The organism is Methylobacterium iners (assembly GCF_022179305.1).
In the GTDB taxonomy this organism is placed as follows: domain Bacteria; phylum Pseudomonadota; class Alphaproteobacteria; order Rhizobiales; family Beijerinckiaceae; genus Methylobacterium; species Methylobacterium iners.
This window is the reverse complement of sequence record NZ_BPQP01000009.1, coordinates 32835-52868: the sequence shown is the minus strand read 5'-3', so window position 1 is coordinate 52868 and position 20034 is coordinate 32835. Positions and strand designations below refer to the sequence as shown.

The window sequence follows — 20034 nt, the reverse complement described above, 5'->3', positions numbered from 1 at the left end:
AAGGGTTCCACCACGCGTTGCGTGCGAAACCTTAGAGGATGCGGCGATCGAGGCGGATGATGCGGCAGCGATCGCCCGCCCGGGCCGGTGGGGCGTGCGGTGCCCGGACGAGGAGGGCTTCGGCCTGGCCGAGCACGGAGAGCATAGAGGAATCCTGGCGCACCTCCGGGTGCGCGACCGGGAGCCCGTCCGCCGAGGTCTCGATGCGGGCACGCATATAGTCCTCGCGGCCGTCATTGGCCGGTAGGCCGCGCCCCAGGATCGCGGGCTCGCCGCGCGTTTGACCCGCTCCAGGGTCGCCGAGCAGGGCGCGGATCGCCGGCACGACGAAGAGGAGGCCGCAGACGATGGCCGAGACAGGGTTCCCGGGCAGGCCGATCACCAGCATGTCACCGAGACGGCCGTGCATGAGCGGCTTGCCGGGCCGCAGCGCGACGCGCCAGAAGCCGAGTTCGAGGCCTCGCCCGTTCAGGGCGGATTGCACGAGGTCGTGGTCGCCGACCGACGCCCCGCCCAGCGTCACCAGAAGGTCGGCTCCCGCCTCGCGGGCCCGCTCGGTCGCGGCGCCGAGGGCTTCCAGGCTGTCGCCGGCGATGCCGAGGTCGATCGGCGCTCCGCCCGCCTCGCGCGCCAGCGCAGCCAGCGCGAGGCCGTTCGAGGCGACGATCTGATCCCAGGCCGCGGGCTCGCCCGGCGCTACGAGCTCGTCGCCCGTCGCGAGGATCGCGACGCGGGGCCGGCGGCGCAGGCTGACGGCGGCGTGCCCCCCCGCGGCAGCGAGCGCGAGGCGACGCGGGTCGAGGGTCTCGCCGGCGCGGAGCAGGGTCTCGCCCTCGCGAAAATCGAGGCCGCTCGCGCGGATATGGCGGCCGGCCGCCACGGCCTCCTTCGCGATGACGGCGTCGCCGTCGCGCTCCGCGTTCTCCTGGATGAGGATGGTGTCCGCGCCCTCGGGCACCGGCGCGCCGGTGAGGATGCGCACGGCCTCGCCGGTGGCGACGGAACCGGAGAAGCCACGACCGGCCGCGCTCGTACCCACGAGGCGCAACCGGGCCGGTGTCGCGGCGATGTCGGCGCTGCGGACCGCGTAGCCATCCATCGCGGAGGCCGGGAAGGGCGGCTGGGTGCGAAGGGCCGCGAGGTCCGCCGCGAGGGTGCGGCCGGCGGCTTGGGCGATCGGCACCGTCTCGTCCTCGGTCGGCCGCGCCACGCTCGCCAGGATCCGGTCCAGGGCTTCCCCAACCGGGATCAGCCCGCTCACGGCGCGGCACCTTCCGCCAAGTAGGCTCCGGAACGGCCTCCGTCCTTGGCGAGCAGGCGGATGCCCTCGATGCGCATGGCCCGGTCGGCGGCCTTCACCATGTCGTAGATCGTCAGGCAGGCGACCGAGACGGCGGTGAGCGCCTCCATCTCGACGCCGGTCGGACCCTGCACCCGGACCTCGGCCCGCACCCGCAGGCCCGGCAAGGCATCGTCCGGCTCGCACTCGACCCGGACCTTCGACAGGAGGAGCGGGTGGCAGAGCGGGATCAGCTCGTGGGTGCGCTTGGCCGCCATGATCCCGGCGAGCCGGGCCGTGCCGATGACGTCGCCCTTCTTGGCATCGCCCTCGCGGATGAGCCGCAGGGTCTCGGGCAGCATCACCACGCAGCCTTCCGCCGTCGCGGTGCGGGTGGTGGCGGGCTTGTCGGTGACGTCGACCATGTTGGCCGCGCCCGCCGCGTCGAGGTGGGTGAGGGTCGCCACGATCAGGCCCCCTCGCCGAACAGGAGTCGGCGTGTCGCCGCGGTCACGTCGGCCTGCCGCATCAGGCTCTCGCCGACGAGGATGGTGTCGAGGCCATGCCGCCTCAGGCGAGCCACGTCGGCATGGCTCGAGATCCCGCTTTCCGCCACCGCGATGCGGTCCGCCGGGATGCCCGGCGCCAGGCGGATCGCCGTCTCGAAGGAGACCTCGAAGGTCTTGAGGTCGCGGTTGTTGATGCCCACGAGCCGCGTGCCGAGGCCGAGCGCCCGATCGAGTTCGGCCGCGTCGTGGACCTCGACGAGCACGTCCATCCCGAGGTCGTGCGCGGTCTCGACGAGGGAAGCGGCCTCGGCATCGTCGAGGCAGGCCATGATCACGAGGATGCAATCGGCGCCCCAGGCCCGCGCCTCGTAGACCTGATAGGGCTCGAACAGGAAGTCCTTGCGCAGGACGGGAAGCGCGCAGGCCTCGCGCGCCTGGGTCAGGTATTCCGGCCGGCCCTGGAACGAGGGCGTGTCGGTGAGGACAGAGAGGCAGGAGGCGCCGCCGGCCTCGTAGGCGGCGGCGAGCACGGCCGGGTCGAAATCCTCGCGGATCAGCCCCTTCGAGGGCGAGGCCTTCTTCACCTCGGCGATCAGCGCCGGACGTCCCTCCGCGACATGCGCCGCAATGGCCTGGGCGAAGCCCCGGACCGGACCGGCCTCGGCGACGCGCCTCTCCAGCTTGGCCAGCGGCAGCCGCAGTTTCGCCTCGGCGATCTCGCGGCGCTTGTAGGCCTCGATCCGCGCGAGAACGTCGGTGCGGCGGGCCTCTGTCTCGGTGTCGGCCATCGGCTCGGACCCTCAGGCGTTGGAGTTCGACAGGTTCGAGACTTCGACGAGCCGCGCCAGCGTCGCCCGCGCCGTGCCCGCGTCGATCGCCGCGCCGGCCCGGCCGACGCCCTCGGCGAGGGTACCCGCGGCGCCCGCGACGACGAGAGCGGCGCCCGCGTTCAGGACCGCGATGTCGCGATAGGCGCCCGCCTCGCCCGCGAGGACGCGGCCAAGCGCCGCCGCGTTGTGCGCGGGGTCGCCGCCGCGCAGGTCGTCGAGGGTCCGGAGCGGCAGGCCGACCTCGCGCGGGTCGATCGTGAACCGGGAGAGACGGCCGTCGTCGAGCGCCACCACGGCGGTCGGTCCCGTCACCGTGATCTCGTCGAGCCCATCGGAGCCGTGCACCGTCCAGACCCGGCGGCTGCCGAGCTCGGCCAGCACCCGGGTGAGCGGCTCGGCCCAATCGGCGGAGGAGACCCCGAAGAGCTGTCGCTCGACGCCCGCCGGGTTCGCGAGGGGTCCGAGCAGGTTGAAGATGGTGCGCGTCGGCAGCTCGGCCCGGACCGGCGCCATGTGGCGCATCGCGCCGTGATGGGTCTGCGCGAACATGAAGCAGAGGCCGGCCTGCGCGAGGCAGAGGGCGAGGCCCTCAGGGTCGAGGCCGATCTTCACGCCGAGGGCGGAGAGCACGTCGGCCGCGCCGGAGCGCGAGGTGGCGGCGCGGTTGCCGTGCTTGGCCACGGGCACGCCGCAGGCGGCGACGAGGATCGCGGCGAGCGTCGAGACGTTGTAGCTGCCCGAATGGTCGCCGCCGGTACCGACCACGTCGATGGCGCCGGGGACCGGCGCGACGGGCAGCATGCGGGCGCGCATGGCCTGCACCGCGCCGACGATCTCGTCCGGCGCCTCGCCGCGGACCTTGAGCGCGATGAGGAAGGCCCCGGCCTGGACCGGCGTGACCTCGCCCGAGAGCAGGTCGTCGAAGGCGCGGCGGGCCTCCTCACGGTCGAGGGCGCTGCCCGCGGCGACCTTCGCGAGGAGGGGCTTGAAGGAATCCATTGTCCCGACGCGGCTATCGACGTTTGCGCGCCCGTCAATGCACGCCGGGGCGGCCCTTGTCACGCTCCGCCTTCCAGGCGGCGGCGATGTCGAGGAAGTTGCGCAGCATCCTCGAGCCGTGCTCGGAGAGGATGCTCTCCGGGTGGAACTGCACGCCGTGGACGGGCCGCGTGGCGTGCTCCAGCGCCATGATCAGCCCGTCGGCCTCGGCCGTCACGCGCAGGTCGTCGGGGCATCCGGCTCGCTCGACGACCAGGGAGTGATAGCGCGTCGCGGCGAAGGGAGCGTTGAACCCGCGGAAGATCCCGGACGCCCGATGCGTGATCGTCGAGACCTTGCCATGCATGGGCGCCGGCGCCCGCACCACCTCGCCGCCGAAGGCCTGCCCGATCGCCTGGAGACCGAGGCAGACGCCGAAGATCGGGATCTCGTCGGAGAGGTCGCGCACCACGTCGAGGCAGATGCCGGCCTCGTTGGGCGTACAGGGGCCCGGCGAGAGCACGATCGCGTCGGGCCGCCGAACCGCGCGGATCTCCTCGATCGTGACCTGATCGTTGCGCACGACCTCGATCGCGCCGCAGAGTGGGCCGATCAGGTGGACGAGGTTCCAGGTGAAGGAATCGTAGTTGTCGATGACGAGGACGTTGGACATGGGCCGTGCGCTCGGCGTCCTCTCCGACGGAGGACGCTTCAGATTCGGTTTGGGTTCGGAACGCCCCGGCGGTCAAGGGGGCCCATGGTCATCGGGTGCGCAGGGCGCGGCCTCAGGCCCGCCTCAGCGCGTGAACCGAGAACAAGCCGTCATCATCCGTCCAGACGGCGCCCGCAGACCATCCAGCTTCGGCCGCAAGGGCCCGAAACCTATCGATCGTGTACTTGTAGCTGTTCTCGGTGTGGATGGTCTCGCCCTTCGCGAAGGCGAAGTCGCGGCCGGCGACATTCACCTGCTGCGCCTGTCGGCTGACCAAGTGCATCTCGATGCGCGAAGCCGACGGGTTGAAGAAGGCTCGATGCGCGAAGGCCGCAGGGTCGAGGTCGCCACCGAGTTCCCGCCCGATGCGGGCGAGGAGGTTGAGGTTGAAGGCCGCGGTGACGCCGGCCGCGTCGTTGTAGGCGTCCTCGAGCACGCCCTTGTCCTTCACGAGGTCGACGCCGACGATCAGCGTCGCGTCGTGGCCGAGCACCCCGCCGAACTGCGCGAGGAGGTGGGCCGCCTGGGCCGGCTCGAAATTCCCGATGGTCGAGCCCGGGAAGAAGCCCGCGAAGGCCTGGCCCGGAAGGTCGGCCGGCAGGGTGAAGGCGCGCGTGAAATCCGCGGCGACAGGCGCGATGACGAGGCCGGGAAAATCCGCCGCCAGGACCTCGGCCTCGCTGCGCAGGAAGCTCTCGGAGACGTCGACGGGCACGTAGGCCGCGAGGTCCGGCCGGCGCGCGAGCAGGCGGCGAACCTTCGCCGTCGAGCCGCTGCCGAACTCGACGAGGTTGGCACGCGCCGGCAGCGCCGCGGCGATCTCCGCGCCTTGGGCGTCGAGGATGCCGAGCTCGGTGCGCGTCGGGTAGTATTCGGGCTGGCGCGTGATCGCCTCGAACAGGTCGGAGCCGGCGGCGTCGTAGAAGTACTTGGCCGGCATGAATTTCTGCGGCGCCGAGAATCCGGCGAGGACGTCGTCGAGGAAGCGATGGGCGTCCGGAACCTGCGCGACGGGCGTCGCGTCCGTGAAGACGGGGTTGATGGTCACGAAAGGCTCCGGAGAAGGGGCGGGTTCAGCCGCGGTAATTCGCGAGGCGCAGGCCGGTGAACTGCCAGCGCTGGTGGGGGTAGAAAAAGTTGCGGTAGCCGGTCCGGGCATGGCCCTCCGGCGTGGCCACCGAGGAGCCACGCAGCACGAACTGGTTCGACATGAACTTGCCGTTGTACTCGCCGAGCGCGCCCTCCACCGGGCGGTAGCCCGGATAGGCGGTGTAGGCGCTGCGGGTCCATTGCCAGACATGGCCGAAGGCATCGGCGAGGCCGCCGTCGCGCGCGGCGACCTCCCATTCGAACTCGGTCGGCAGATCGCGCCTGGCCCAGCGGGCGAAGGCGTCGGCTTCGTAGTAGCTGATATGGTGGACGGGCAAGGCTGGATCGATGGGCCTGATCCCGGCGAGCGTCATGCTGGCCCAGCCGTCGCCATCCAGGCGCCAATAGCCCGGCGCCTCCCAGCCTTCGGCCTGGGCCGCGAGCCAGCCATCGGAGAGCCAGAGTTCGGGGCGGCTATACCCGCCATCGGCCATGAAGGCGAGCCATTGCGCGTTCGTGACCAGCGCCCGGTCGACCGCGCAGGGCAGGATCAGGACGTCGTGCCGGGGCGACTCATTGTCGAAGGAGAAGCCGGAACCGGCATGGCCGACCTGCGTGACGCCGCCGGGCAGGTCGATGGTCCCCGAGGCGGGCGTCGCCGCGGGAAAGCGCCAATCGGAATCGTAGGCGGGCCCGAGCGGGTTCTGCGCGAAGGCGTGCAGGATGTCGGTGATCAGCAGTTCCTGGTGCTGCTGCTCGTGATACAGCCCGATCTCGAGGATCGGCAGCACGGCGTCGAGCACGGCGGCTGAGGCTTCTTTCAGGAGCGCGTCCACCGCCCGGTCGACATGGGCGCGGTAGGCCGCGACCTCCTCCGCATTCGGCCGGGTGATCAGGCCGCGCATGATGCGAGGCTGACGAGGGCCGGCGGCGACGTAGTAGGAATTGAACAGGTAGTGCAGGCGCTCGTCGTGGATCGTGTAGCCGGGCAGGTACTGGCGCAGCAGGAACTGCTCGAAGAACCAGGTCGTGTGCGCGCGGTGCCACTTGGTCGGGCTCGCATCGGCCATCGACTGGATCTGCTGATCCTCGGGCGAGAGCGGCGCCGCCCGGCGCTCGGTCTCGTCGCGGACGTGGTGGAAGGCCGCGATCCAGGCGGCGCGGTCCACGGGACGCGCGCCGAGAGGCGGCGGTGGGAAAGCCGGCTGCTCGGCCGAGAGATCGATTGGGTCGCGGAAAGCCGCCGTCGCCGCCATAACGTTCTCTCTCCCGACGCAGTGGGAGAGCAGATATGCACGGATGCCGGTTCGGCAACGCTTGATCATAGATCAAGTTTGCCGCGGGGCATCCCTCGCCTTTATGCGGCCCCGGTGAGGTGATGTTAACCGCGCCGCGCCGACACTCGACCCTCATCGGGTATCCGGCGAGACATCTCATGCGGATCGATCTCATGGCGGGGGCGACCACGGCGGCCGTGGCGACGGGGCACGAGCCCGAGCCGACCATCCTCGTCTTCGATTCCGGCCTGGGCGGCCTGAGCGTCTTCGAGCAGGTGCGCAGGGCGCGCCCCGACGCGGCCTACATCTACGCCGCCGACGACGCGGCCTTCCCCTATGGCGGGCTCGACGAGGCGGCCCTCGTCGCCCGGGTGACCGCCGTCATGGAACGGCTGATCGGCCTCCATGCGCCGGACCTCGTGGTCATCGCCTGCAACACCGCCTCGACCCTCGTGCTGCCGGTCCTGCGCCAGCTCTTCGCGACGCCCTTCGTCGGCGTCGTGCCCCCGATCAAGCCCGCGGCCGAGGCCACGCGCTCCGGGATGGTCACGCTGCTCGCCACACCCGGCACGGTGGCGCGCGCCTATACCCACGACCTCATCGCCACCTATGCCGGCGCCTGCGAGGTCACGCTGGTCGGCTCGCCCCGGCTCGCGATCTTCGCGGAAGCCGAGCTTGCCGGAGCGCCGGTCGACGACGCGGTGCTGGCCCAGGAGGTCGCGGCCTGCTTCGTGACGGGGGAGGGTGGGCGGCGCACCGACGTGGTCTGCCTCGCCTGCACCCATTACCCGCTGCTGCTGCCGCGTCTCGAGGCGCTGGCGCCCTGGCCGGTGACCTGGATCGACCCGGCGCCCGCGATCGCCCGGCGGGTGACGCAGCTCCTCGGGCCGGCCCCGCGGGAGGCCGACCTCATGAGCACGCCGGTGCTCGCGACCTTCACGGGCGGCGCGGGCTTGAGCCCGCCGCTCCGCCACTCCCTTGCGCGGCGCGGCATCCGCGAGGTGACGGTCGAGGCCATGCCGCTGCGCCGCGCGGATTGACCGGACGCCCCTTCTCCCCTATGGACGCGCTGCTGACGGGGCTCCGATGAGGGGCCCCGATGCATTTTCATACGCACCCGCGAGCGGCTCAAGCCGCTCTGTCGTCCCGTTTCATCCGGGAAGAGGAGGGCGCGTTCCTCAAATCTCACTCGTTGAGAGGAACTGCGATGTCGAAACGCGTACAGGCGAAGCACAAGCTCGATCGCCGCATGGGCCAGAACATCTGGGGCCGCCCGAAGAGCCCCGTCAACCGCCGCGAATACGGCCCCGGCCAGCACGGACAGCGTCGCAAGGGCAAGATGTCCGACTTCGGCACGCAGCTGCGCGCCAAGCAGAAGCTCAAGGGCTACTACGCCAACATCACCGAGAAGCAGTTCCGCCGCTACTACGCCGAGGCGATCCGCCTGCGCGGCGATTCCGGCGAGAACCTGGTCGGGCTGCTGGAGCGCCGCCTCGACGCCGTGGTCTACCGCGCGAAGTTCGTGCCGACCCCGTTCGCGGCGCGCCAGTTCGTCAATCACGGCCACGTCAAGGTCAACGGCAAGCGCGTCAACATCGCGAGCTTCCTCGTGAAGCCCGGCGACGTGATCGAGGTCAAGGATTCGTCCAAGCAGCTCGAGATCGTGGTGGTTGCCGCCCAGCTCGCCGAGCGCGACGTGCCGGACTACATCGAGGTGGACCACCAGAAGATGACCGCGCGCGTCACCCGCGTGCCCGGCCTCGGCGAGGTGCCCTACCCGGTGCAGATGGAGCCGAACCTCGTGATCGAGTTCTACTCGCGCTGAGGTCCGACAGGATCCGAGATGACGAAAGGGCCGCTCGAAGGAGCGGCCCTTTCTCGTTTCCGGGGGCAATCAGGCCCGGCTGCCCCAGCGGGTGCCCATCCGGCTCGGGCCCGCGGCATCCGGACCGATCGCCGGGCCGCTCGCCCGGGCGGGGCGGTGCTGGGAGCCCGGGTCGAGAGGCGCGGCCGCGAGCGTGTCGGGCACCTCCGCCTGCGCCTCGGTGCCCCGGCCCGTGCTGAACTGGCCCGCTTTGCGGAAGCGCCAGAGATAGCCCGGCACCACCGCCTCGACCGCCGTCGGCACGATGCCGAGCGCCTCGATGGTGCGCCCTTCCGCCTTCGCCGCCTCCGAGACCACGTTGTCGGTCTGCAGCAGGGTGATCTGGTCGCGGGTGAGCTTCAGCTCGTCGGGCAGAAGGCCGAGGGTCAGCGTGTCGACGAATTCGAGCGCCCGCGCCTGCAGCCGCGCCGCCGGGAGCGGCAGGGACACGACGAGGCGGCGGCGCATCGTCACCGACAGCATGTAGCGCACGAGGCCCTCCAGCGTCTGAACCTCCGGGCCGCCGAGTTCGTAGATCCTGCCGCCCGCCACCCGTCCCTCCACGGCCCGAGCCACCGCCTCGGCAACGTCGCCGACGAAGACCGGCTGGAAGCGCGTCCCGGCGCCGGCGAGCGGCAGAACCGGCAAGGCGCGGGCGAGCGCCGCGAAGCGGTTGAAGAAGCTGTCGCCGGGGCCGAACACGATCGACGGGCGGAAGATGACGGCGTCGGGCTGCGCGGCCAGGACCTGCGCTTCGCCCAGCGCCTTCGAGCGCGCGTAGAGCGAGGCAGAGCGGTCGTCGGCACCGAGCGCCGAGACGTGGACGAGAGCGGCACCCCTCGCGGCAGCCGCCCGCGCGATCTCGCCCGCGCCCTCGGTCTGGAGCTGGGTGAAGCGCTGCCGCCCGCTCTCCTGCAGGATGCCGACGAGGTTGATCACCGCGTCCGCGCCCTCGACCGCCCGGGCAATCGAATCCGGGTAGCGGAGGTTCGCCTGCACGGCGACGATCTGGCCGACCTTGCCCAGGGGCTGCAGGAACAGCGCGAGGTCGGGGCGGCGCACCGCGACCCGTATGCGGTAGCCGCGCTTGGCCAGCGCCCGCACGACGTGCCGGCCGAGGAAGCCGGAGCCGCCGAAGACCGTCACGAGCTGTTCGGCAGGGCGGGTCAGGGGCAGGGAATCGATGCCGGTCATCGCTCTCAAGGTCTCGAACCATCCGGCGCATCGCGCCGCAGCCCGGTCGGGCTGCGGTCCGCACCGGTCCGCACAAAGCTGCCCGGCCTGCATATCGGCGGGCTGCCTCACCGGCCGCTATCTAGATCACTTTAGGGCGGCGCGGGAGACGCGCCGTCGCGCAAATCGGCGCGGCGCCAGGACGTCCGCCGCATCGGCTTGCGCATTCCGACGCAATGCGTAGGACGTCGCCTCATGCGAGAATGCGGCCGTCGACGCGATGACGGCCAAGATTGGAGAGATCATGAAGCACCTCGTTCTCACCGCCGCCGCCCTGATGATCATGGGCGGCGCGCCCGCCATGGCGATGAGCTGCTGCGGGAGGACCAAGTCCGGCGCGAGCATGTGCGCGAAGCCCGGCATGGCGATGAACAAGTCGGGGATGGGCAAGAGCGCCAAGGCCAAGGGCTGCTGCTGCGGCGGCATGGCGATGAACATGAGCAAGCGGGGCTGAACGGTCTCGGGGACGGGCTGCCCTCCCCGAGAGTGGAGGTCGGGTCGCCTTCGCCAATCAGCCGCCCCCGGCGCTGCCGGACTCGCCGCCCCCGCCGGTCTGCGGAACGGCCCGCTCCGGCTGCTGGGAATTGCCGCCGCCGGCCGAGTTGTTGTTGATGCTCGGCGCACCGGTGCCGCCGGGCGCGAGGGTCCCGGTCGCCCCCGGCCCGGAATTCGCGGTCGCCGGGCTGCCGCCCTGGACGACCGCACCGGACGGCGTACCGGGCGTCGTGATCTGCGCTGGGCCGGGCTGACGCGGAGCGGTGGGATCGTTGCTCTGGGCGAGGGCCGGAATCGCCAGGGCTAGAACGGCGCCGGCTAAGATCATTCGCTTCATCGGTGTCTCCTCTTCGCGAGCAGACGACGCGCTATCCGAGCGGACGCCGTCCGGTCGCAGCGACAACGCGGTTGCGGTTGCGCGTATCCCTCGCGTCGAAGATGTCGAGCCCTGAAACTCGCCGGAGCGTCCGAACCTGGCGCGAGGCGAGACAAAATGCGGTAGAGGCTGGGCCATGACCCAGCTCGACACCGCGCCGCTCGTGCGCTTCGCGCCCTCGCCGACGGGCTACCTGCATCTCGGCAACGCGCGGCCGGCCCTCCTCAACGCCCTGTTCGCGCGCCGCTACGGCGGCCGCTTCCTGCTGCGCCTCGACGACACCGACCGCGAGCGCTCCACGGAGGCCTTCGCGGAAGCCATCGCGGAGGACCTCGCCTGGCTTGGCATCGTGCCCGACCTGCGGGCGCGGCAATCCGAGCGGGCGGCGATCCACGACGCGGCAGCGGAACGGCTCAAGGCGCTCGGCCGGCTCTACCCGGCCTACGAGACGCAGGAGGAGCTGGAGCGCCGCCGCCGACGCCAGCTCGGACGCGGGCTGCCCCCGATCTACGACCGGGCGGCCCTCGAGCTGACGGAGGCGCAGCGCGCGGCGCTCGAGGCCGAGGGGCGCACGCCCCATTGGCGCTTCAAGCTCGAGCCGCGCACCGTGACTTGGCAGGACCTCGTGCGCGGCGAGGCCCATGTCGATTGCGCCTCGCTCTCCGACCCGGTCCTGATCCGGGCCGACGGCAGCTACCTCTACACGCTGCCCTCCGTGGTGGACGATGCCGAGATGGGCATCACCCACGTCATCCGCGGCGAGGACCACGTCACCAACACGGGCGTCCAGATCCAGATCTTCGAGGCGCTGGGCGCCGCGACGCCGGTCTTCGGCCACCACAACCTGCTCACGACGGCGGAGGGCGAAGGGCTCTCGAAGCGCCTCGGGCACCTCTCCCTGCGCGGTTTGCGCGAGGCGGGCTACGAACCGGCCTCGGTCCGCGCGCTCGCGGTGCTGACCGGGTCGGCCGAGGCGGTACGGCCGGTCGCCTCCCTCGACGAGCTCGCCGGCCTCGTCGACCTCGCCCATATCTCGCGGGCGCCGGCCAAGTTCGACCCGGGGGAGCTCGACGGGCTGAACGCCCGGCTCGTCCACGCCATGCCTTTCGCCGAGGCCAGGGACCGCCTGCTGGCCATGGGCGTATCGGGAAGCCAAGCGGAGCCGTTCTGGGTGGCGGTCCAGGCCAATCTGGGCAAGGTGAGCGAAGCCGCCGATTGGTGGCGGGTCGTCGCCGGTCCGGTCACGCCCGCCATCGCCGACCCCGACTTCATCGCCGCCGCCGCCGGGCTCCTGCCCTCTGAACCCTGGGACGGCGAGACCTGGAAAGCCTGGACGACTGCGGTGAAGGCCGGCACCGGCGCGAAGGGCAAGGGCCTGTTCATGCCCCTGCGCCTGGCGCTGACCGGCCTCGAACATGGGCCGGACCTGTCTGACCTCCTGCCGCTGATCGGACGGGACCGGGCGGCGCGGCGGCTCGCGGGCGAGACCGCCTGATCAGGCGGCGAGGCGCGAGACCAAGATCTTGTCGATCCGGCGTCCGTCGAGGTCCACGACCTCGAAGCGCCAACCGGCGATCTCGCAGGTCTCGCCGGTCTCAGGGAGCCGCTGCAGGCGGGCGATGACGAGGCCGGCGGCGGTTTCGTAGTCGCGGCTCGATTCCAGCTTGATCCCGAGCTGGTCGGCCATCTCATCCACCGGCATCCAGCCCGCGATGAGCCAGGACCCGTCCTGGCGTTGCACCGCCTCCGGCTCCTGTGCCTCGGAGTGGAAGGCGCCGGCGATGGCGTCGAGAATGTCGGCCGGCGTCACGAGCCCGTCGAAATGGCCGTACTCGTCGTGGACCAGCGCCATCGGCACCTCCGCCGCCTGCAGCGCGCTGAGCGCGTCGAGGGCGTCCAGGGTGTCGGGCAGGACGGGTGCGGGCCGGATATAGGCGCGCAGATCCACCTTCTCGTTCTCCATCAAGGGCCTGACGAGTTCGCGGAGCTGCACGACGCCCAGCATGTTGTCCGGGTTGCCCTCGCCGACGGGCAAGCGGGCATGCGGGCTCGCCATCAGCATCGCCCGGATCTCGGTCTCGTCCCGATCGAGGTCGATCCAGTGCACGTCGGTGCGCGGCGTCATCACGCCCCGGACCGCCCGATCGCCGAGGCGCAGCACGCCGGCGATCATCTTGCGCTCGTCGGTCTCGATGACGCCCGCGGTCTCGGCCTCGGCGACGATGGTGCGGATCTCTTCCTCGGTCACGGCGCTCGCGCTGCTCGCCTCCTGGCCGAGCAGGCGGAACACCGCCCGGGTCGAGGCATCGAGCAGCCACACCGCCGGCATCGCGACCCGCGCGATCAGGCGCATCGCCGGCGCGACCCGGCAGGCGATGCCCTCGGGGTCGCGCAGGGCCACGTGCTTGGGCACGAGTTCCCCGACAATGACGGAGAGGTAGGTGATCGCCGCGATGACCAGGCCGTAGCCGAGCCCGTCGGCCAAGCCCTTTGAGAGGCCGAGATCGAGCAAGATCGCGGTAAGGCGGTCTCCCAGCGCCGCGCCCGAGACCGCGCCGGAGAGGATGCCGACGAGGGTGATCCCGATCTGCACGGCGGAGAGGAAGCGCCCCGGCTCCTCGGCGAGCGCCAGGGCCGCGTGGGCGCCGGGACGACGCGCCTCGACCATCGTCCGGAGTCGGGACTTGCGGGAGGACACCACCGCCAGCTCGGAGAGCGCGAAGGCTCCGTTCAGGCCGATCAGGGCGAAGGCGACGGCGAGCTCGAACACGTAAGGTTACGTAGAGCCGGAACCGCCCTGGGGCGGCGCGCCGGGCTTCCTCTTGCCTGTGACGGGTCGGGCCTAGATGGGCCGGGGCGCTCCCAGGGTCAACGCCCGTGTCAGGAGGTTGTCCCGAGAGGCGGCAGCCGCGAGAGGCGCAGCGCGACGGCGAGCGCCAGCCCGTAGAGCCCGGCGAAGAAGGCGGCCACGCCGCCCCAGCCGGCCTGGGCGAAGAACCAGCCGCCGGCGGTGCCGAGCACCGAGGAGCCGAGATAATACAGGCAGAGATAGATCGAGGAGGCCTGGGCCCGGTCGCGGGTCGCCCGTCGCCCGACCCAGGAACTCGCCACCGAGTGGGCGCCGAAGAAGCTCATCGTCACGATCGTGATGCCGCCGATGATCATGACGAGATGATCCGACATCGTCATGGCAATGCCGATGAGCCCGAAGCTGATCGCCAGCCAGAGCACCCTGCGGCGGCCGAGGCGGCTCGCGATCTCGCCGGTCGCCGCCGAGCTGAAGGTCCCGGTGAGATAGATCACGAAGATCGCGCCGATCGCCGTCTGGCTCAGCGAGAAGGGCGGTTCGAGCAGGCGGAAGCCGATGTAGTTGTAGACGCAGACGAAGCCTCCCATCAGCAGGAAGGGCTCGGCGAACAGCCAGGGCAGGCCGGGATCGCGGAAATGCTGGCCGAAGCTGCCGGGGATCTGACGCCAGCGCAAGCGGCTCGGGCTGAAGTGCCGGGAGGGCGGCAGCAGCCAGGCGAAGCCGAGGGCGGCGAGCAGCGCGAGGCCGCCGATGGTGCCTAGGCCCCAGCGCCAGGAGGCGTAATCCGCGATGGAGCCGGCCACCAGCCGCCCGATCATGCCGCCGAGCGCGTTGCCGCCGATGAGAAGGCCCATCGAGAGCCCGATGGCGCGGGCATCCATCTCCTCGCTGAGATAGGCCATGGCGACGGCGGGCAGTCCGCTGGCGGCGAGCCCCGTCAGCGTGCGCAGCGCCAGGAAGCCGTACCAGCCCGGAACCAGCACTGCGACCAGGGTGAGGAGCGCCGAGGCGAAGAGCGAGGCGACCATGACGGGCCGCCGCCCCCAGACCTCGGAGAGCGGGCTCACGACGAGGAGCGCGACCGCCAGCAGGGCGCAGGGCAGGGACAGGGCGAGGCTGCTCTCGGCGGGCGAGACGCCGAACTCCGCGGCGAAGACCGGCATGAGGGGCTGCACGGCGTAGAGCACGGCGAAGGTCGAGAAGCCGGCGACCCCCAGCGCCACCGAGGTGCGGCGGAACAGCGGCGTGCCCGCCGCGATCAGCGGGGTGCCCCCTTGGTCGATGCTCTCCGGAACGGTCGCCTCCTCGGTGCCTGGCCGCGCCAGGATAGCCCGGCGCCTCAGCGGCGTCGCGTGTCGCGGCGCATCAGGAGGACGGCCGCCGCGGCGACGGCCTCGGCGAGCCCGTCGAGCGCGGAGCGCCGCCGGCGCAGGTTCCGCCGTCCCGGCCGGTTCGGGTCCGGGGCCGGGGCCGGCGGAATGTGGAGGAACACGACCGGGATGTCCTCGCGCAGGGCCCGGAAATAGGCGGCGTTGCAGAGATAGCGGCCGGCATCCTGCGAGCGCACGGCCCCAAGCCCGGAGCGCCGCAATCCGGCAAGCACTCGCCCCGCCTCGCGACAGCGCCGCTCGGGCGGCCCTCCCGCCTCCAGCGCGAGGTGGCGGGCGACGCGGCCGGACGCGTCCGGGAACAGGCGGCTCGCCCGGTTCAGCGCCCGGACCTCCACCCGCACCCGCCGCGCACGCTTGGCGACGCCGATCATCAGAACCGCGGCGGGCCCTGCCCGCAGCGCCGATTCGAGCTGTGCCGGAATGGCGTCGTAGGCGGTCCGGAGCACGAGGAGCCGCGGGGCCGCGCCGAGGCTCAGGCGAAGCCGGGGCAGGGCTGCGACCCGTCGGGCGAGCCGCTCGCTTGGATTGACCGGCACGCCCGGGAACGGCCCGAAGCCGGTGACCAGGAGGGCGGGCCTGGTCATCGTTATTGCCCTCCCAAACGCATCGTCACGGTTCGCCGGAGCCGCGACGGACTCCCAACGCATCCCAACCTCACAGCCCGATCAGCGTCGCGATGGCCTCGGCACCGGCGGCGGGCGAGCTGGCGCCGCCGGCGACCGCCGCCTCGGCCTGCGCCGTCTGCTGCCGCACCTCGGCCGAGCCGACGAGGCGCTGATGCAGGCGCTCGTGGACCAGCGCCCACATCCACTTCACGTCCTGGGCGCGGCGCTTCCCCGCGATCTCGCCGGTCGCGGTGAGCTTGGCGCGGTGATCGACGATCTTTTCCCAGAGCGCATCGAGCCCCTTGTTGTGGAGCCCCGAGATGGTGACCACGGGCGGCGTCCAGGTGGAGGACGGCGCGCTGAGAATATGGAGCGCGGCCCGGTACTCGCCCGCCGCGGCTTGCGCCCGGCGCTCGCCCTCGCCGTCGTCGGCCTTGTTGACCGCGATCATGTCGGCGAGCTCGAGGATGCCCTTCTTGATGCCCTGCAACTCGTCGCCGGCACCCGGCAGCATCAGGACGAGGAAGAAGTCGGTGAGGTCGGCCACCGCCGTCTCCGACTGGCCGACGCCGACGGTCTCGACGAGAATGACGTCGAAGCCGGCCGCCTCGCAGAGCAGCATGGTCTCGCGGGTCTTGGCCGCGACGCCGCCCAGCGTGCCCGAGGAGGGGGAAGGGCGGATGAAGGCGTTCGGGTCGAGCGCGAGCCGGGCCATCCGGGTCTTGTCGCCGAGGATCGAGCCGCCGGTCCGCGTCGAGCTCGGATCGACGGCGAGCACCGCCACCTTGTGGCCTGCCTCCGTCAGGTTGGCCCCGAGCGCGTCGATCGTCGTGGACTTGCCCACCCCCGGCACGCCGGTGATCCCGACCCGGATCGCGGTGCCGGTCCGCGGCAGCACCGCGTCGATGAGGTCGCGCGCGGCGGCGCGGTGATCGGGCCGCTTCGACTCGGCCAGCGTGATCGCGCGGGCGAGCGCCGCCCGGTCGCCGGCAAGCAGCCGTTCGCGAATGCGGTCGATGTCGAGAGAAGGGGGCGCCATGCCCCTTCATGCCGGGCGGATCGGCGGTCGTCGAGGGGCTTGAGGCGGGATGAACCGCGCGAGGCGAGCGCCGACCGATCTCAGCCCGAGGCCGCCCCGGCCACCATCCTGCGGGCGTCCTCGGTCGAGACCGGCCTGGAAAACAGGTAGCCCTGCGCCGTGTCGCACCGGGCATCCCTGACGATGACCCGCTGTTCCTCCGTCTCGATCCCCTCGGCGACGACCGCGAGATCCAAGGTGTGCGCCAGGGAGACGAGCGTGACGAAGAAGCGGTCGGCTTTCGGATCATGCCCCAGCGGCCTGACGAAGCTGCGGTCGATCTTGAGGTAGTCGATCGGGAGATGGCGCAGGTAGGACAAGGAGGAGTATCCCGTCCCGAAATCGTCGATGGCGATACGGCAGCCGATGGCTCGGACCAGTTGCAGCTGTTCGACCGAGCGCTCCTTCATGAGAGCGCCCTCCGTCACCTCGATGGTGATCCTGTCCGCGGGAAGATCGGCCGCCCTCAAGGCCTGGCGCAGATCCTCGACGAATTCGGACGAGGTCAGCTGCCGGGGGGAGACGTTGATCGACATGTTCAGGAGGAGTCCGTCCAACGGGCTCGCTCGGCGATCGCCGTTCGCATGACCCAGCGGCCGAGCTCGACGATCAACCCGGATTCTTCCGCCAGGGGAATGAAGTCCGCCGGCGAGACCCAGCCGCGTTCCGGATGCCGCCAGCGGACCAGCGCCTCGAAGCCGCGCAGCGATCCGTCGGAAAGATCGACGATCGGCTGGTAGTTGAGCAGGAACTCCTCGCGGTGGAGGGCCAGGAACAGGTCCTGCTCGATGCGGAGCGACTTGAGGGCCGCCTCATGCAAGCCGCTCTCGAAGACGGCCGCCTGGCCTCCGCCCTGGCGCTTCGACGCGTACATGGCGGCATCGGCCTCGCGCAGGAGGTTGTCGCCATCCGCTTCCGAGAACGCGATGCCGACGCTGCGGCTCGCGTAGTGGGGCCGTCCCAGGACGTCGAAGGGCGCCTCGAACGACCGAAGGACGGCCGCGGCGATGTCCTGGGGCGTGCGGGAGACGTCGCCGGTGACGAGCACGACGAACTCGTCACCGCCCAGGCGCGCGACCAGGCTCTCCGCGGGTGATGCCGTCCGTATCCGTTGCGCGACCTGCACCAGCAGCTCATCGCCGGCGGCATGGCCCAGGGAATCGTTGACGGTCTTGAACCGGTCCAGATCGATGAACAGCAGGGCTGCGGGGGATCGTTCCGATGTCGACGACCATGCCTTCAAGGCGCCCTCAAGCTGACGGCGGTTCGCCAAGCCGGTCAGCGGATCCGTCGTGGAAAGCCGGATCAGGTCGGTTTCGGCGTGATGCAGCATGCCCGCGGTGATGACCCGTCGGAGATCCTGAGCCGTGCGCCTGTCGCCCTCGGTCCAGGGCGCCGCCTGGCCTCGCAGGAGTTCGCGCCAGGCGGCAAACGACTTGCGCGGCAAGATCCGCCCGCTCTGGCTGTCGATGTCGACGGCCTTGCGCGGGTCTCCGCCCCACAGGACGGTTTGCGGAAGCTCGGGCCTGAACCAGACGATCGCGTCGCCGACATTGTTGAGGATCGGCAGGACGAGGGCGCCGCTGGCGATGTCGCTCGCCCCGGCGTGCTGAGGAAATCGTGCGCCGACGGCATCGATGGCGAGCACCTATGGTTCGCAACGGCGATGAGGTCGTCGAGGAGCACCTGGGCCTGGCTCGCATCGGGCGTCACGCCGAACAGATGCAGCTTCCCGTTCAGCCGCAGGGCGACACCCGTGGCGGAGACGACGTCCCTCAGCGTGACGCTCATCGGCGCCAACCCTTCGAGAACCGACGCACTCTGTTCGATCGCCTGCTTGAACGAAGCCATCAGGTGCCCGCGCCTGATGACCTGCGCGAGCTCCTCGGCCTCGCCGACCCGGCCGATGAGGAGCATGACGAGCTGGCCGATCAGGTCGCACGACGAGCGCAGATCTGACGGCACGGGATGGGCCGTGAGGTGATGGCAGACGATCATCCCCCAGAGCTTGTCGTCTTGGATGAGCGAGATCGCGAGCGTCGCGCCGACGCCCATGTTGTGAAGGTATTCGAGATGGGTCGGCGAGACGCTGCGCAGTCCGCAATACGACATGTCCAGCGGCGGCGCGGTCGCGTCGGCCGTGCCCAGCATGGCGACGGGCTCGTAGCCGACGTCGACGATGACCCGAATGCGGTTCTTGAGGTAGAGCTGCCGCGCCTGAGACGGGATGTCCGAGGCGGGATAGCGCAGGTGCAGGAACGAGGCGAGATCGGCCCGCTTGTTCTCGGCGATCACCTCGCCGTGGCCGTCCGGGTCGAACCGATAGACCATGACGCGGTCGTAGCCCGTCAAGGCGCGCAGCGTCTCGGCCGTCTGCTCGCACAGCGACGCGACGGATTTCGCCTGCCGGAGCTGCGCCAGGATCGCCTGCACGCGCGAGACGACATGCTCGTGATCCGCGGCGGAGGATGGCGCCTCCAGTTCGAGGAAGATGTGACCGTCATGGCTGTGAGCCGAGACGCTGCGCCGTGGCTCGCGTGCGATGGCGAGGTCCAGGGTCATGATGTTGGTGGAGGCGTAACGCTCGCTCGTGAGGGCCTTCTGCACCTGCGACAGGGCTTGCGGCCCGAGGAGCTCCGCCAGGGGTGCGTCGAGCGCGGAACGCGAGGGCATCCCCGTCGAGCGTGCGAAGTTCGCGCTCACATGCGTCACGCGCTGGGTGAGCGCGTCGGCAACGATCAGCACGCCATGGGGCTGGATCGAGCCGGGTTGATGGATCGGCTCCCGGTGGCAGGCGCTGAGATCGGGCGCGTCGTTGGATAGCGGGACCAGGCTCACGCGGCGACCTTGCGAACGTTCTGTGAGAAGGTGTCGAGGAAGGTTTTGAAGGTCTGTCTGGCTCCTTCGACGACGGCGTTCTGCTGGTCGGGATGCGCCGATCCGTACGCATCGATGGCGAGAAGCACGTCACGCCACAGCGGATGCGAACCGGTTGAAGGCCCGGAATAGAACTGGGTTGCGTCCGCGATCTCCGATCCGAGCCGCGCCACGAGGTCGGCCCGGATCACGCGACCGCCCAGGGCCGAGCCCTCGAGGACGTAGAGCGCCCCGATCCATTCCGGCTCGGATTGCGGGAGGCGCAAGGCCGGGATGCTGCTCAAGGGAAGCTCGTCGCCGAGCACCCGAAGATCGCGCTCTAGCAGCGGCACGCGCTCCTGCAGGGAGCAGGCGATCGGAAACGTGCTCCATGCCGATCTGGCCGGGGAAGCCTTTTCCAGCGGAGCCCAGATGGCGAGGAGACCCCGCAGGCAGCGTCGGTAATCGTCGAGGGTCCTGATGCTGTCGGGCCAGCCCGTCCGGTGCTCGACCGCAAGATGCTCGGCCCTCGTCTCGGACCTCAGGCGCGCCGACAAGCCGTCCGGCTTTCGCACCGACGATGTCGAGACCGGCGGGGCCGGGCTCGCGGCCGCGACGTCCGTGACCGAACCAGGACCGTGCTGCCGCGGGGA

General features: G+C 71.0%; 20 protein-coding genes and 2 pseudogenes. 4 read left to right on the top strand and 18 right to left on the bottom strand.

The window, feature by feature from the left end:
• Nucleotides 1-31: 31 nt before the first annotated feature.
• The 7 genes from MFF55_RS03540 to egtB form a co-directional block, all read right to left on the bottom strand.
• Nucleotides 32-1261 carry a molybdopterin molybdotransferase MoeA gene (locus MFF55_RS03540; RefSeq protein ID WP_238242704.1) on the bottom strand — a complete coding sequence of 410 codons (1230 nt, stop codon included), beginning with the start codon at nt 1259-1261 and terminating at the stop codon, nt 32-34.
• Nucleotides 1258-1746 carry a cyclic pyranopterin monophosphate synthase MoaC gene (gene moaC, locus MFF55_RS03535; RefSeq protein ID WP_238242703.1) on the bottom strand — a complete coding sequence of 163 codons (489 nt, stop codon included), beginning with the start codon at nt 1744-1746 and terminating at the stop codon, nt 1258-1260. Before moaC ends, MFF55_RS03540 begins: the two co-directional genes overlap by 4 nt.
• Nucleotides 1747-1748: 2 nt before the next feature.
• Nucleotides 1749-2576, bottom strand: coding sequence for an indole-3-glycerol phosphate synthase TrpC (gene trpC / locus MFF55_RS03530; RefSeq protein ID WP_238242702.1), 828 nt, complete (start codon nt 2574-2576; stop codon nt 1749-1751).
• Nucleotides 2577-2588: 12 nt separating this feature from the next.
• Nucleotides 2589-3617: an anthranilate phosphoribosyltransferase gene (gene trpD, locus MFF55_RS03525; protein ID WP_238242701.1), complete on the bottom strand. Its 1029-nt coding sequence runs from the start codon at nt 3615-3617 to the stop codon at nt 2589-2591.
• 34 nt (nt 3618-3651) lie between these two features.
• Nucleotides 3652-4269: an anthranilate synthase component II gene (locus MFF55_RS03520; protein WP_238242700.1), complete on the bottom strand. Its 618-nt coding sequence runs from the start codon at nt 4267-4269 to the stop codon at nt 3652-3654.
• A gap of 112 nt (nt 4270-4381) precedes the next feature.
• On the bottom strand, nt 4382-5356 hold the full coding sequence (gene egtD, locus MFF55_RS03515; RefSeq protein WP_238242699.1) for an L-histidine N(alpha)-methyltransferase: 975 nt from the start codon (nt 5354-5356) through the stop codon (nt 4382-4384).
• A gap of 25 nt (nt 5357-5381) precedes the next feature.
• A complete protein-coding gene (gene egtB / locus MFF55_RS03510) occupies nt 5382-6653 on the bottom strand; it encodes an ergothioneine biosynthesis protein EgtB (protein WP_238242698.1) in 1272 nt (423 codons plus the stop codon).
• A gap of 179 nt (nt 6654-6832) precedes the next feature.
• Here egtB and murI point away from each other — a divergent pair, with 179 nt between their 5' ends.
• Nucleotides 6833-7714 (top strand): glutamate racemase, encoded by an 882-nt coding sequence (murI, locus tag MFF55_RS03505; RefSeq protein ID WP_238242697.1) that lies wholly within the window; start codon nt 6833-6835, stop codon nt 7712-7714.
• A gap of 167 nt (nt 7715-7881) precedes the next feature.
• Nucleotides 7882-8499, top strand: coding sequence for a 30S ribosomal protein S4 (gene rpsD / locus MFF55_RS03500; RefSeq protein WP_238242696.1), 618 nt, complete (start codon nt 7882-7884; stop codon nt 8497-8499).
• 69 nt (nt 8500-8568) lie between these two features.
• Here the strand turns inward: rpsD and MFF55_RS03495 are convergent, their stop codons facing one another.
• Nucleotides 8569-9732 (bottom strand): complex I NDUFA9 subunit family protein, encoded by a 1164-nt coding sequence (locus tag MFF55_RS03495; protein WP_238242695.1) that lies wholly within the window; start codon nt 9730-9732, stop codon nt 8569-8571.
• 283 nt (nt 9733-10015) lie between these two features.
• On the opposite strand from MFF55_RS03495, the gene MFF55_RS03490 reads away from it, so the two are divergent.
• Nucleotides 10016-10225, top strand: a complete 210-nt coding sequence (locus MFF55_RS03490) for a hypothetical protein (RefSeq protein ID WP_238242694.1) — start codon at nt 10016-10018, stop codon at nt 10223-10225.
• A 57-nt stretch (nt 10226-10282) separates the two neighbouring features.
• Here MFF55_RS03490 and MFF55_RS03485 read toward each other — a convergent pair whose 3' ends face one another.
• Nucleotides 10283-10603: a hypothetical protein gene (locus MFF55_RS03485; RefSeq protein ID WP_238242693.1), complete on the bottom strand. Its 321-nt coding sequence runs from the start codon at nt 10601-10603 to the stop codon at nt 10283-10285.
• Nucleotides 10604-10778: 175 nt separating this feature from the next.
• On the opposite strand from MFF55_RS03485, the gene MFF55_RS03480 reads away from it, so the two are divergent.
• Entirely contained in the window at nt 10779-12137 is a 1359-nt protein-coding gene (locus MFF55_RS03480) for a glutamate--tRNA ligase (RefSeq protein ID WP_238242692.1), read from the top strand.
• Here MFF55_RS03480 and MFF55_RS03475 read toward each other — a convergent pair whose 3' ends face one another.
• The 9 genes and pseudogenes from MFF55_RS03475 to MFF55_RS03445 all read right to left on the bottom strand — a co-directional run bounded on the left by MFF55_RS03475 (nt 12138) and on the right by MFF55_RS03445 (nt 19956).
• Entirely contained in the window at nt 12138-13412 is a 1275-nt protein-coding gene (locus MFF55_RS03475) for a hemolysin family protein (RefSeq protein WP_238242691.1), read from the bottom strand. It abuts the gene before it with no gap.
• Between the two features lie 110 nt (nt 13413-13522).
• Nucleotides 13523-14734 carry an MFS transporter gene (locus MFF55_RS03470; protein WP_283206696.1) on the bottom strand — a complete coding sequence of 404 codons (1212 nt, stop codon included), beginning with the start codon at nt 14732-14734 and terminating at the stop codon, nt 13523-13525.
• Between the two features lie 56 nt (nt 14735-14790).
• Nucleotides 14791-15426 (bottom strand): pyroglutamyl-peptidase I family protein, encoded by a 636-nt coding sequence (locus MFF55_RS03465; protein ID WP_238242689.1) that lies wholly within the window; start codon nt 15424-15426, stop codon nt 14791-14793.
• A gap of 70 nt (nt 15427-15496) precedes the next feature.
• A complete protein-coding gene (meaB, locus tag MFF55_RS03460; protein WP_238242688.1) occupies nt 15497-16486 on the bottom strand; it encodes a methylmalonyl Co-A mutase-associated GTPase MeaB in 990 nt (329 codons plus the stop codon).
• Nucleotides 16487-16566: 80 nt separating this feature from the next.
• Nucleotides 16567-17082: an EAL domain-containing protein gene (locus MFF55_RS26730; protein ID WP_283206693.1), complete on the bottom strand. Its 516-nt coding sequence runs from the start codon at nt 17080-17082 to the stop codon at nt 16567-16569.
• Nucleotides 17064-17858 (bottom strand): putative bifunctional diguanylate cyclase/phosphodiesterase, encoded by a 795-nt coding sequence (locus MFF55_RS26725; RefSeq protein WP_283206692.1) that lies wholly within the window; start codon nt 17856-17858, stop codon nt 17064-17066. Before MFF55_RS26725 ends, MFF55_RS26730 begins: the two co-directional genes overlap by 19 nt.
• Nucleotides 17859-17903: 45 nt before the next feature.
• Nucleotides 17904-18173: pseudogene (locus tag MFF55_RS27075) on the bottom strand (GAF domain-containing protein); the annotation flags it as partial.
• A gap of 293 nt (nt 18174-18466) precedes the next feature.
• A pseudogene (locus tag MFF55_RS27070) lies at nt 18467-19363 on the bottom strand (GAF domain-containing protein); the annotation flags it as partial.
• Nucleotides 19360-19956: a biliverdin-producing heme oxygenase gene (locus MFF55_RS03445; protein WP_238242686.1), complete on the bottom strand. Its 597-nt coding sequence runs from the start codon at nt 19954-19956 to the stop codon at nt 19360-19362. The pseudogene MFF55_RS27070 and the gene MFF55_RS03445, both read right to left, overlap by 4 nt.
• Nucleotides 19957-20034: the final 78 nt, after the last annotated feature.